Below are 13,450 nucleotides of genomic sequence, written 5' to 3' on the forward strand. Positions count from 1 at the left end.
ACTTAAATCTTAATACTTTGTAAGTACAATAAGCAAAATAAGGGCGTATGGGGGATGCCTTGGCTCTCAGAGGCGATGAAAGGCGTGATAAGCTGCGAAAAGTTACGGGGACGAGCACACATCGATTGATCCGTAAATACCTGAATGGGGCAACCCGCTATGTTGAAGACATAGCACACCGATAGGTGGGCAAACCCGCTGAACTGAAACATCTAAGTAGGCGGAGGAGAAGAAAACAAAAGTGATTCCGTAAGTAGTGGCGAGCGAACGCGGATTAGCCCAAACCAGTGCTGTTACGGCAGTGCTGGGGTTGTAGGACCACGAGATTTTATGCACAAAGAATTAGAATCTGCTGGAAAGCAGAGCCATAGAGAGTGATAGCCTCGTATAAGTAATAAGTGTAATAGATAGTGGTATCCTGAGTAGGGCGGGGCACGTGAAACCCTGTCTGAATTTGGCGGGACCATCCGCTAAGGCTAAATACTCCTGAGAGACCGATAGTGAACCAGTACCGTGAGGGAAAGGTGAAAAGAACCGTGAATAACGGAGTGAAATAGATCCTGAAACCATACGCTTACAAGCGGTCGGAGCCCTTTAGTGGGGTGACGGCGTGCCTTTTGCATAATGAGCCTACGAGTTAACGTTGCTGGCAAGGATAAATGGTTAAGCCATGGATCCGTAGCGAAAGCGAGTCTGAATAGGGCGCTTTAGTCAGTAGTGTTAGACGCGAAACCGTGTGATCTACCCATGGGCAGGATGAAGCGCTGGTAACACAGTGTGGAGGTCCGAACCGGTTGACGTTGAAAAGTCTTCGGATGACCTGTGGGTAGGGGTGAAAGGCCAATCAAACTCGGAAATAGCTCGTACTCCCCGAAATGCATTTAGGTGCAGCGCTGTGCATAAGTTATATAGAGGTAGAGCTACTGATTGGATGCGGGGGCTTCACCGCCTACCAATTCCTGACAAACTCCGAATGCTATATAATGTTTCACAGCAGTGAGGGCTTGGGTGCTAAGGTCCAAGTCCGAGAGGGAAAGAACCCAGACCATCAGCTAAGGTCCCCAAATATATGTTAAGTTGAAAGAACGAGGTTTGTCTGCCCAGACAGCTAGGATGTTGGCTTGGAAGCAGCCATTCATTTAAAGAGTGCGTAACAGCTCACTAGTCGAGCGGACGAGCATGGATAATAATCGGGCATAAACATATTACCGAAGCTATGGATTTGTATGTAAATACAAGTGGTAGGGGAGCATTCCAGCAGGGTTGAAGGTGTATCGTCAGGTATGCTGGACCGGCTGGAAAAGAAAATGTAGGCATAAGTAACGATAATGCGGGCGAGAAACCCGCACACCGAAAGACTAAGGTTTCCACAGCTATGCTAATCAGCTGTGGGTTAGTCGGGACCTAAGGCGAACCCGAAAGGGACAGTCGATGGCCAACGGGTTAATATTCCCGTACTACTGATTACTGTGATGGGGTGACGGAGTGATGAAAGCGCCGCGAACTGACGGAATAGTTCGTTGAAGTACCTACCTATAAGACCCGCAGGCAAATCCACGGGTTTTGGGGAAATACGATAGTACTCGGAGTCTTCGGACAAAGAGATAGTGCGCCTAAGGGCTTCCAAGAAAAACCTCTAAACTTCAGGTAATTAGTACCCGTACCGCAAACCGACACAGGTAGTCGAGGAGAGAATCCTAAGGTGCTCGAGAGATTCATGGCTAAGGAATTAGGCAAAATAGACCCGTAACTTCGGGAGAAGGGTCGCCCCCAGTAATGGGGGCCGCAGTGAAGAGGTCCAGGCGACTGTTTATCAAAAACACAGGGCTCTGCAAAATCGTAAGATGAAGTATAGGGCCTGACACCTGCCCGGTGCTGGAAGGTTAAGAGGAGATGTTATCTTCGGAGAAGCATTGAATTGAAGCCCCAGTAAACGGCGGCCGTAACTATAACGGTCCTAAGGTAGCGAAATTCCTTGTCGGGTAAGTTCCGACCTGCACGAATGGTGTAACGATCTGGACACTGTCTCAGCCATGAGCTCGGTGAAATTGTAGTAACGGTGAAGATGCCGTTTACCCGCAGTGGGACGAAAAGACCCTGTGCACCTTTACTATAGCTTAGTATTGACCTTGGATAAATGATGTGTAGGATAGGTTGGAGACTTTGAAGCGGCGTCGCCAGGCGTTGTGGAGTCATTGTTGAAATACAACCCTTTGTTTATCTGAGGCCTAACCCCGCTTAAGCGGGGGACATTGCTTGGTGGGTAGTTTGACTGGGGTGGTCGCCTCCAAAAGAGTAACGGAGGCTTCTAAAGGTTCCCTCAGTACGCTTGGTAACCGTGCGTAGAGTGCAATGGCATAAGGGAGCTTGACTGAGAGACATACAGGTCGATCAGGTACGAAAGTAGAGCATAGTGATCCGGTGGTTCCGCATGGAAGGGCCATCGCTCAAAGGATAAAAGGTACGCCGGGGATAACAGGCTGATCTCCCCCAAGAGCTCATATCGACGGGGGGGTTTGGCACCTCGATGTCGGCTCGTCACATCCTGGGGCTGGAGAAGGTCCCAAGGGTTGGGCTGTTCGCCCATTAAAGTGGCACGCGAGCTGGGTTCAGAACGTCGTGAGACAGTTCGGTCTCTATCTACTGTGGGCGCAAGAAATTTGAGTGGATCTGATTCTAGTACGAGAGGACCGAATTGGACTAACCTCTAGTGTATCTGTTGTCCCGCCAGGGGCACCGCAGAGTAGCTACGTTGGGAAGGGATAAGCGCTGAAAGCATATAAGCGCGAAACCCACCACAAGATGAGATTTCTTTTAAGGATCGTGGGAGATGACCACGTTGATAGGCTATAGATGTAAAGGCAGTAATGTCATAGTCGAGTAGTACTAATAATCCGTAAGCTTATGTACGCCACCTCCCCCTTCCCCTCCAAAGGAGGGGGGACGGAACTTTCTAATACACTTTTTATATTCTTTATCTCAGTATGTTAAGATATTATTTTAATTATTAATGGTTAATGATCACACGAGGCGAAAGCCGAACTGAGCGTAGCTAATTATTAATTAAAAAGTTGTCCAAAGCAACTAACGGCCTTAAGGTGGTTATTGCGGCGGGGCTCACCTCTTCCCATCCCGAACAGAGTAGTTAAGCCCGCCTGCGCAGATGGTACTGCAGTTATGTGGGAGAGTATGTCGCTGCCTTTCTTTATTAAAACCCTGTTTCATACCGAAACAGGGTTTTTTGGTTTATACCATTGTTTTGTTTCTGATCTAAAAATGTATCTTTCTCGCTTCTCTAAACTAAAAAACTGGATCAAGAACAAAACCTGGGGAGGAAATGTTAAAATAAAATAAGAACTTTGTAATCTTATAATTTGAGATGACTCCTATTGACCTTTTAAAATTGATGCTGCCTGATTTTTTAGTAGACCACTTTGAAGTGGTTTCTACTACTAATACAGAAGAAATATTACACTTGTATTTTGAGGAAAAAATTAAGCCTCCACAAGAGTTTAATACATTTGAACTGGTATCAAAGGGCTTTTTGGATGAGATCACTATTCAGGATTTTCCTCTAAGAGGTAAGTTTGTGTATTTGCATATCAAAAGACGTCGCTGGACTAATAAAACCACAGGAGAAATTATTAAAAGAGATTGGAATTTAGTTGCCAAAGGAACCCGCATGACTCAAGAGTTTGCGGCTTTTTTAAAAGAAATTAATAGATAACAGCGCTACCGATTGTCATACCATTGGAGGTTTTTTCGGAGTAAACGGAAAGAAGCTCCAAAGACAATACAAAAAGCACTTGAGTTCCTTTAATACTTGGGATCCACGAGAACATGCACATCAATGGATTGTTTATCCTGAAAATATAGGTACTCATTTATCAATTGACGAAGTAGCTTTATCTCAGGGTGAACTTTATACTATTGTAACCAACAAGAAATTCAAAGGCAAAAAAGGTTCATTAGTTGCTATTGTTGCTGGAACCAAGGCTGATCAGGTTATAGAACACATCAGTAAGATTGATTATAAGAAGAGGAGCTGTGTCAAAGAGATAACACTTGACATGGCTAATTCCATGAAACTAATCTCTAAGAGATGCTTTCCAAAAGCAATACAAGTGACCGATAGGTTTCATGTTCAAAAATTAGCATTGGAAGCTTTACAAGAGATTAGAATCAAGCATCGATGGGAAGCTATGGATTTTGAGAATCAATTGATATTGCAGGCAAAAAGAGAGAATAAAACATATATCCCAGAGCTCTTGCCTAATGGAGATTCTCTAAAACAACTTTTGGCCAGAAGCAGGTATCTACTCTATAAATCTCGCGAAAAATGGACTGAAAATCAAAAAGAAAGGGCTCAAATGTTATTTGAATTATACCCCGATATAAAGACAGCATATAATCTAAATCAACAACTTCGAGGGATTTACAATAACAACAATGACAAACACATTGCCATGACCAAACTGGCGCATTGGTATAGAAATGTAGAGGAATCAGGCTTTAAAAACTTTAATATTCTGCTCAATACTATAACTTTTAACTACCAGTCAATTTTAAACTATTTTGACAATAGAAGCACAAATGCTTCTGCCGAATCTTTCAATGCAAAAATAAAAGCTTTTAGAAGTCAGTTTAGAGGAGTGAGAAATATAGATTTCTTCTTATTCAGATTATCCAATCTTTTAACATTTCCTCCCCAACTTTTGCTCCTGATCCAAAAAAATGCCTTATTTTTACACTAAAATAATTTAATAGCAAATAGAATGGATTGGATTACTGCCAAAGAATTTGAAGATATAACATATAAAAAATGTAATGGCGTTGCCAGAATAGCATTTAACAGACCAGATGTGCGAAATGCTTTCAGACCTAAGACCACTTCTGAATTATATCAGGCTTTTTATGATGCGCAGGAAGATACTTCAATAGGAGTTGTTTTGCTTTCTGCTGAAGGACCTTCATCTAAGGATGGCGTTTATTCTTTTTGTAGTGGTGGAGATCAAAATGCCCGTGGTCATCAAGGGTATGTTGGAGATGATGGACAACATCGTTTGAATATTCTTGAAGTGCAACGTTTGATTCGTTTTATGCCCAAAGTAGTTATTGCAGTAGTTCCAGGTTGGGCTGTTGGTGGTGGTCATAGTCTGCATGTAGTGTGCGATATGACTTTGGCGAGTAAAGAACATGCGATTTTTAAACAAACGGATGCGGATGTTACTAGTTTTGACGGTGGCTACGGTTCTGCATATCTTGCCAAAATGGTTGGACAGAAAAAAGCTCGTGAAATTTTCTTTTTAGGCCGTAATTATTCTGCACAAGATGCTTTTGAAATGGGCATGGTCAATGCGGTTATTCCTCATGCTGAGTTAGAGGATACTGCTTATCAATGGGCTCAAGAAGTTTTGGGCAAATCTCCTATGGCAATTAAAATGCTTAAATTTGCGATGAATCTTACCGATGATGGCATGGTTGGACAGCAGGTATTTGCTGGGGAAGCAACAAGGTTGGCTTACATGACAGAAGAAGCTAAAGAAGGGAGAAATGCTTTTCTTGAAAAGCGCAAACCAAATTTTGAAAAAAAATGGTTGCCATAAAAGAGTTTGAAGCTTTAAGAATTTGAATTGTTTAAAAGTTAAGGTTTTAAGTTTTAGAAATTATAACTGAAACAAAATTTATAAATGGAAGAATTTACAAACGAAACTATCGATACTACGCAACTTCCGAAATTTGAAGAAGTACAATTTTCTGTACTACATCCGGATTATTGGAAGGTAATATTGATAGGGTTGGCTATATTTTTTTTATTGATAGGTATTGGATTAGGTTTTGCTTTATATTTTAATGAAGATCTTTCTCCATTTATTACAGAACTAAGTATTGCTTATGTAGTTTTGTTGCTGTTAGTATTACTTTTTTCAAGAATAAGTTTTAGAAAAAAAGGGTTTGCATTTCGTACTCATGATGTTTTGTTCAGGCACGGAATAATCGCTACAAATACACTTGTAATTCCTTATAATAGAGTGCAGCATGTTGCGCTACATGAAGGATTAGTGTCAAGGTTTTTTGGTTTGGCCAAAATTGAAATTTTTACCGCTGGAGGCAGTTCCAGCGATATTCAGATTCCTGGAATAGCCAAAGAACAGGCCGAGAATATCAAGCAGCTTTTGATGGGGAAAATTCAAAAACAGTTATAATGGAAGCCGATTTTAATCAGCCTCAGAGACAATCCATTATTGGGATTCTTGTTGTGTTTTTGTATTCTCTTCAAGGATATGCCAAAGCATTATGGCCAATTTTAGTGATATGGATTTTTAAATTTAATGAAATCAATAAAGTTTATTTATTGGCAGGAATAATTGTAATTTTTGCTGTAGTTGGAATTATTTCCTATCTGAAATATTTGAATTTTACTTTTTATATAGACCAAGAGAATGATGAGTTTATTATAACTGAGGGTGTTTTTAATAAAACAAAAACAGCCATACAGCTTAATAAAATTCAACAAGTTAATATCAATCAATCATTAATTCAGAGATTGGCAGGTGTTTATGAATTAGCTGTTGATACAGCAGGCTCCAACAAAAAAGAAGGAAATATCAAAGCGATTTCCCATGATTTGGCATTGGATCTGAAATCGCGTTTATTGGTAAATGAAAACAAAATTCTAATAGAAGGTCTTGAAATTGATTCTTCAGCTGCTATTTTAAATGAAATAAGCACTGATGCAGAAATTCCGTTTATAAAAATCAGTTTTTTGAGCTTATTAAAAATTGGAATCACTTCAAATTATATAAAAAGCTTTTTCATAATACTGGCGTTTTTTATTACTCTTTTTGACCAAATCAAACAACTTACCGGTAGAGATGTTTTACATGATGAAAAAATTGAAGATTATGTAGATAAAAGCAATGTTCTAAAAACTTCTTTAATACTATTCATTATTTTCTTTTCAGTTGTAATCATTGTAAATTTAGTTAAAACAATTTTTAAGTATTTTGACTATAAAATTGCCAGACATAATAATTCTTTGTTGCTTTCTTATGGATTATTAAATACTAAAAGCACAATTTTAAAACCCGAAAAAGTTCAAATTACAAGTGTAACTCAGAATTTCTTTCAGAAGAAAATGAATGTTTTGGGGCTTAAAATTACACAAGCATCGGGAGGAGAAAAAGAAGATCATAAGTTAGCTATAGAAATTCCAGGTTGTAATGACTTTGAGAAAGAGGCAATTTTGAATCTGCTATTTCAAAAGATTCCTGAAAAAGGAGTAATGTTAAAACCTAATTTCAGAAAGCTTGGTTTTTCCGTTTTTCTAACAATCGGATTGCCTTTGTTGGGTTTTTATTTTGTGAGAGATTTAATAATAGAGCAATTACCTTTGGTTGATTACTTAGTATTGTTCTTTGTGGTATTTGTCGGGGTAATTCAGTTTTTTATATTTAAGAACAATAGGCTTTATATAAATGATGATTTTATCATTTTGCAAAATGGCGCTTGGGATATTACAAATAAAATTATCATACCCAGTAAAATTCAGGCCATTACAACTTCACAGCTTTTTTGGCACAAAAATATCAATATTGGTTCCTTAACTTTACATACCGCTGGGGGTAATATTAGTTTTCAATTAGGTAATTTTACAGCCATAAAACAATATGCCAATCTTTGGCTGTACGAAATGGAAACTTCGGATAGTAATTGGATGTAAAGGGAATAAGTTAGAAAATAGATATTAGAGAATTTAAGATGGAATAGATAAATTGTTTAAACATTTTTAAACATTTTTAAATCCTTAAAACAATTAAACAAGAAAAATGAAACACTGGATTGAAGCAGCAAGATTAAGAACATTACCATTGTCAGTTTCTGGAATTATTGTCGGCAGTATGTATGCTCAGGTAAATCCTACAGATAATGTACTCACGCCATCTGAGGTTTTCAATTGGGAAATATTTGCTTTTGCGATATTGACTACTTTGGGATTGCAGGTGCTTTCAAATTTTGCAAATGATTACGGAGACGGCATTAAAGGAACCGATAATGAAGATAGAGTAGGGCCAAAACGTGCCATTCAAAGCGGTGTGATAACGCCACAAGCAATGAAAAAAGCTTTGGTGATTACATCAGTGCTTACATTGTTTTCGGCAATATTTTTGATTTATGTTGCTTTTGGAGAAAGTAATCTTGTTTATTCTTTATTTTATTTAGTGTTAGGGATTTTGGCTATTGCTTCTGCAATTCGCTATACTGTTGGGAGTTCCGCCTATGGGTATCGCGGTTATGGAGATATTTTTGTTTTTGTTTTCTTCGGTTTGGTGAGTACTTTAGGAGTGAATTTTTTATACTCCAAACAATTGGATTTGGTGCTTATTTTGCCAGCTATCGCAATTGGATTATTGAGTGTTGGCGTTCTGAATCTGAACAATATGCGTGATCAAGCTTCGGATGCTAAATCCGGAAAGAATACTGTCGTGGTGAAAATGGGTGCTGAAGCGGCCAAAAAATACCATTATTTCCTAATTGTAACAGCAATGATTTCTGTTTTAGTTTTTGCAATATTAAGCGGTTTTCATTTCGATCAATACTTATTTTTATTGGCATACATTCCGCTAACGAAGCATTTAATAACAGTTTCCAAAAATCAAGATCCAAAATTACTTGATCCAGAATTGAAAAAAGTAGCATTGAGCACCTTTTTGCTTTCTGTTTTGTTATCAATTTGCATGATTTCATTGATTTCAGATATTATCGTGAATGTTTTCTTAGGGGGAAGATAAGGTAATTTCAAAAATCAATGGCAATAATTGGCAATGCTTTTTTAAATTTTAAATCTAAAATAAAATGAAAATAACATTCTACGGCCACAGCTCTTTGGGGATAGAAGTAAGCGGCAATCACATACTGGTGGATCCTTATATTTCGGCCAATCCAAATGCGTCACATATTGACATCAATACACTGAAAGCCGATTTTATACTGTTGACACACGCTCATGGAGACCATATTCTTGATGTGGAAGCCATTGCCAAACGAACCAATGCTGTAATTATTTCCAATTATGAGATAGCAACTTATTACGCTCAAAAAGGGTTTCAATCACATCCTATGAATCACGGAGGAAGCTGGGATTTTGATTTCGGAAAATTAAAATACGTAAACGCCATTCACTCGAGTTCTTTTCCTGACGGAAGCTATGGTGGGAATCCAGGAGGTTTTGTAATTGAGGGTGAACATAAAAACATATACATTGCGGGCGATACAGCACTAACAATGGATATGAAACTCATTCCGATGCGAACTAAGCTTGATTTGGCAATTTTACCTATCGGCGATAATTTCACAATGGACGTTGACGATGCGATTATTGCATCTGATTTTGTAGACTGTGATAAGATTCTAGGTTGTCATTACGATACCTTTGGATACATCGAGATTAATCACGAGGAAGCTATCAAGAAATTCTTCGACAAAGGAAAAGATTTGATGTTGCTTGAAATAGGAAGTTTTATCGAATTATAATTAGGAGCTATTTCCTGCTATCCGCTTGTATCTTTATTAAAGCGAAGAAAAATCGCTTTAATAAAGGATACCGCTTCTATCAGGGCTAGGGCATTCCGTTACTTAATATCTTTTATTTTAAAGAAAGACCAATATTTTCATAATGAAAAAAAAATATTTTCTATTATTTATTGCACTTCAATTTACCATCAACACTTTTTCGCAGCAAGACGGCTATTGGGACAAAGAGAGATCTACCACCAAAGAGATAAAGGTTTTTGCTAGAGACCGCATTGTCATCAAAATTGAAGATTTGCCTCTTGGAACCACCGAAATCGTTTATAGAATTACTCTTTTGGACGAAAATCAGCAATTGGCAAGCAGTTTGGTTTCTGTTTTAAAATCAATTCCCGATCCTACAGGAATTAGTCAAGGTTCTGCAGGCGCTGTTTTTGTTTTGTCAAAAATATCAGGGGATGATAAATGCACGTATGCCATTTTCCCCAAAGAAGATTTAGCGGAACAATATAAAGATTCAGGTAAAACTCTTGAATCCTGCCTGATTCAAGATGAGCCTGTCAGCAAGGATGCAAAACGACTTTCGGTCGATAAATCGAGTTGTTTGAGCAATGATGTAACGTCTTTATGGTTTGGTTTTGAAAGCAAAAACTGGATAATGAACCAAAAAATCATATTGGAAGTCGTGCCTTGGGTGGATAAAAAATTAAGCCGAGGATGGAGTATAGATAACAGAAAATCCATTATTGACCAATGCAAAACGTCTAATCTTGCTCAAAAAATGAGTAATTCGGATAATTTTTGTGTTTGCGTATCGGATAGAATCCAAGCCAAATACAAATTTCAGGAATTTCAAAAGCTTTTGCCAATGGAGCGTTCCAAAGTTTTTAAAGATGCTGGTGATATTTGTTTAAGCGAAACAAATGCATCTCCTGCCATTTCTGCTGATTTGCGTAAAGAAGCATCGCTTTTGATAAAAAACGGCAAATATGGGCTTGCAATTGAGAAATTAGCTATAATAATCAACAGTAGCAAAGCTACAATTCTAGATTATAACGCGATCGGGAGCTGTTATCTTTTAACAAAGCAATATGGAAAAGGCTTAAAGTACCTGCAGGAAGGAGAAAAACTCGATAATACCGAGCTTTTGATACAATTAAATTTGGCTCACGCGTATTTACTGAACGATAATTACAAAGAAGCCAAAAAAATCTACAAGAAGTATCAAAATCAAAACGTAACCGACAGTCTAAGCTGGGTTCAAAAAGCCGAACAGGATTTTAAGGATTTCCAAAAAGCCGGAATTCAGAATGAGGATTTTGAAAGAGTGTTGAAATTGATGAAAGAGTGGTGAAAAGTCTTGAAACCTCATAATTCAAAAGTCCAATAATCGATAAATCTAAATCATGTTCGCATCTTACCACAAATACATTCTAAATTTCAAACGTCCATCTGGAACTTCTCGAGGTGTAATGACCGAAAAAGAAACCTGGTTTATCGTTCTGGAACAAGACGGTAAAAAAGGAATAGGCGAGTGCGGGATTTTGAGAAGTTTGAGTATTGACGACCGCCCCGATTATGAGGAAAAATTAAAATGGACTTGCGATAATATCCATCTAGGTAAAGAGCAGCTTTGGGATGCATTATTAGAGTTTCCTTCGATACAGTTTGGAGTTGAAATGGCATTCCTGTCTTTGGCAAGTGAAACTCCTTTTTTGCTCTTTCCATCTAGTTTTACGAATGGTACAAAATCGATTGCAATTAATGGGTTGGTTTGGATGGGCGAAGAGGCTTTTATGAAGCAGCAAATCGAGGAGAAATTAGCCGATGGATTCCGATGCATAAAACTCAAAATTGGAGCCATAGATTTTGATGAAGAACTGCAGTTATTGCGTTTTATCAGGCAAAATTTTACTCTGGAACAAGTAGAAATAAGAGTCGATGCAAACGGTGCTTTTGATTCAAATGAAGCTTTATATAAATTAATTCAATTATCTGAATTTAAACTTCATAGCATTGAACAACCTATTCAAAAAAACAATACTGACAGTATGGCAGGGTTGTGTAAAGCTACTCCTTTTCCTATTGCTTTGGACGAAGAGCTGATCGGTGTTTTTACAGTTGCTGAAAAAGAAAAATTATTGCTTAAAATCAAGCCACAATACATCATTTTGAAGCCTAGTTTTGTTGGTGGATTTCGTGGAACTCAGGAGTGGATTTCCTTGGCTGAAAAGCATAATATTGGGTGGTGGATCACTTCTGCTTTAGAAAGTAATATTGGACTGAATGCAATCGCACAATGGACATTCACATTTAACAATCCGATGCCGCAGGGATTGGGAACCGGAGCATTATACACTAATAATTTTGATTGTCCTTTACAGGTTTCGCAAGGGCAATTATGGTATAGCAATGAGCTGGATTGGGCTTTGGATATTAATGATTTTAATTAAAAACGAAAATTGTTATATGCAGTTTTTTGCGAGAGTGATGGAAGTGGAGCTCTTTTTTTGAGAGTTTTTTTTGCCTATCAAAAAAAAGCGGGAATGGACAGCACGACCCGTAGTCTCGTCTTTTGGGACGAGACGGAGGGACTTACCCAGATTAAAATGTATCAGTTATTAGGCTAATCGAATTTTATCTAAAATAAAAAGGCTCAAAACAATTATAGTTTTGAGCCTTTTGCATGTTATAAAATAGAAAATTGTCTAATAAGGCAATACTCTTTCATTTTTTACTTCTTCTAAAAGTTCGGCTACAGCTAGATAAAAAGCACTGCTTCCGCAAACTACACCAATTGCTCCCGCAACTGGGGCTAAAGATTCGATGCCAGTGAATTTTTCGACAGCCAGAACAAAAAACAAAATAGTTAAGGACAAAAATACAAATTGCTGCACTTTGCTGCCTCCCCAAGTTCCCCACCACATAAAAGCGGTGAAAATCCCCCAAAGGATTAAATAACATCCGAAAAAGGGTGCTGGAGTCTTTCCTGCCATTTCAAATCCAGTATTTGGAAAAAGCCAAATGCCAACCAAAGTAAGCCAAAAGAAACCGTAAGATGTGAAAGCAGTTCCTGCAAATGTTTTTCCGTTTTTGAAAGATAGTATTCCTGCGATTATTTGGGCTAGACCGCCATAAAAAATTCCCATCGAAATAATTACGGCACTTACTGGGAAAAATCCCAAGTTGTGAATGTTTAGTAAAATTGTGGTCATTCCGAAACCCAAAAGGCCTAAAGGCGCAGGATTAGCTAATTTGTTTTCCATTTTTTTTTTTAGTTTTTTAATAGTTAGAAAAGTCTAATATAACGTTATAGTTCGTTATCAGTCGCTACAAAAATAGCATTTTATGGTATTAAATTTTCATTTGTGTAAAAAATACAAATATTTTTTTAGGCATCTAAATCCAAACCAAAAGTTGTTCGTAATAATTCAATATTTGGATTTATTTCCAAAAGGCGATTGTAGCGGTCTTGGTCAGTAAAGCTTCTTCTGATATCTATGCTTTCATTTACATTTACTTCGATAGTTATGTCGTGATTGTGTAAATGACCGCGCAAGTGTCCTAAAAGACCAATCATTTCTTTTTCAAAATCTAACTTGGAGCCTTCATTAGGCAGTTCAAAAGTAATTTTGGTATCGTTTAGTTTCGGGTCGTTAATCAACAATAAGGATTCCATTATTTTGTATCCCTTACTTCCAAGACGCTCTGCATATTTTGTCCATTGCAGAAGCATTTCTGTCTCTGAAAATGATTCAGTAGGAAGTATGGTATTGTCTTCTTTTACAAATCCCTTTAGGTTTTCTTCTAAAGCTTTTTTTGCTCGAATACTGGAAAGCGATAAAGCTGAAAATTTCGCTTCGTTACTTGGTGTTGCTGAAGTTACAGGGGGTTGAATTTGCGGTTTTTCGGCAATGAT

At 37.9% G+C, this 13,450-nt stretch carries 11 protein-coding genes and 2 rRNA genes; 11 read left to right on the plus strand and 2 right to left on the minus strand.

All coding sequences use genetic code 11. The features are described from left to right. Positions 1-26: 26 nt before the first annotated feature. The 11 genes from CLU83_RS05340 (at position 27) to CLU83_RS05390 (ending at position 11,984) form a co-directional block, all read left to right on the plus strand. Positions 27-2,910, plus strand: a 23S ribosomal RNA gene (locus CLU83_RS05340). Positions 2,911-3,094: 184 nt separating this feature from the next. Then, a 5S ribosomal RNA gene (gene rrf / locus CLU83_RS05345) occupies positions 3,095-3,204 on the plus strand. Between the two features lie 175 nt (positions 3,205-3,379). After that, the gene (locus tag CLU83_RS05350; protein WP_100429739.1) at positions 3,380-3,727 is read left to right on the plus strand and encodes a transposase; all 348 of its coding nucleotides are present in this window, start codon (positions 3,380-3,382) and stop codon (positions 3,725-3,727) included. A gap of 22 nt (positions 3,728-3,749) precedes the next feature. Continuing rightward, positions 3,750-4,754 carry a transposase gene (locus CLU83_RS05355; protein WP_198512342.1) on the plus strand — a complete coding sequence of 335 codons (1,005 nt, stop codon included), beginning with the start codon at positions 3,750-3,752 and terminating at the stop codon, positions 4,752-4,754. Positions 4,755-4,775: 21 nt separating this feature from the next. Beyond that, the gene (locus tag CLU83_RS05360) at positions 4,776-5,606 is read left to right on the plus strand and encodes a 1,4-dihydroxy-2-naphthoyl-CoA synthase (protein ID WP_100430657.1); all 831 of its coding nucleotides are present in this window, start codon (positions 4,776-4,778) and stop codon (positions 5,604-5,606) included. A gap of 84 nt (positions 5,607-5,690) precedes the next feature. After that, positions 5,691-6,206 carry a PH domain-containing protein gene (locus CLU83_RS05365; RefSeq protein ID WP_100430658.1) on the plus strand — a complete coding sequence of 172 codons (516 nt, stop codon included), beginning with the start codon at positions 5,691-5,693 and terminating at the stop codon, positions 6,204-6,206. Continuing rightward, positions 6,206-7,723 carry a PH domain-containing protein gene (locus CLU83_RS05370; protein WP_100430659.1) on the plus strand — a complete coding sequence of 506 codons (1,518 nt, stop codon included), beginning with the start codon at positions 6,206-6,208 and terminating at the stop codon, positions 7,721-7,723. The genes CLU83_RS05365 and CLU83_RS05370 overlap by 1 nt, the downstream gene beginning before the upstream one ends. Positions 7,724-7,829: 106 nt before the next feature. Then, entirely contained in the window at positions 7,830-8,792 is a 963-nt protein-coding gene (gene menA, locus CLU83_RS05375) for a 1,4-dihydroxy-2-naphthoate octaprenyltransferase (protein WP_100430660.1), read from the plus strand. Positions 8,793-8,856: 64 nt separating this feature from the next. Beyond that, complete coding sequence (locus CLU83_RS05380) at positions 8,857-9,534, plus strand: metal-dependent hydrolase (RefSeq protein ID WP_100430661.1); 678 nt, start codon at positions 8,857-8,859, stop codon at positions 9,532-9,534. Between the two features lie 142 nt (positions 9,535-9,676). Further along, a complete protein-coding gene (locus tag CLU83_RS05385) occupies positions 9,677-10,885 on the plus strand; it encodes a M48 family metallopeptidase (protein WP_100430662.1) in 1,209 nt (402 codons plus the stop codon). A 52-nt stretch (positions 10,886-10,937) separates the two neighbouring features. Continuing rightward, the gene (locus CLU83_RS05390) at positions 10,938-11,984 is read left to right on the plus strand and encodes an o-succinylbenzoate synthase (protein WP_100430663.1); all 1,047 of its coding nucleotides are present in this window, start codon (positions 10,938-10,940) and stop codon (positions 11,982-11,984) included. 255 nt (positions 11,985-12,239) lie between these two features. On the opposite strand, the gene CLU83_RS05395 is transcribed toward CLU83_RS05390, so the two are convergent. Both CLU83_RS05395 and CLU83_RS05400 read right to left on the minus strand, forming a co-directional pair. Beyond that, a complete protein-coding gene (locus CLU83_RS05395; RefSeq protein ID WP_100430664.1) occupies positions 12,240-12,797 on the minus strand; it encodes a GPR1/FUN34/YaaH family transporter in 558 nt (185 codons plus the stop codon). Between the two features lie 125 nt (positions 12,798-12,922). Then, the gene (locus CLU83_RS05400) at positions 12,923-13,210 is read right to left on the minus strand and encodes a DNA polymerase III (protein ID WP_232726989.1); all 288 of its coding nucleotides are present in this window, start codon (positions 13,208-13,210) and stop codon (positions 12,923-12,925) included. Positions 13,211-13,450: the final 240 nt, after the last annotated feature.

It is taken from the genome of Flavobacterium sp. 1, assembly GCF_002797935.1.
Lineage (GTDB): Bacteria > Bacteroidota > Bacteroidia > Flavobacteriales > Flavobacteriaceae > Flavobacterium.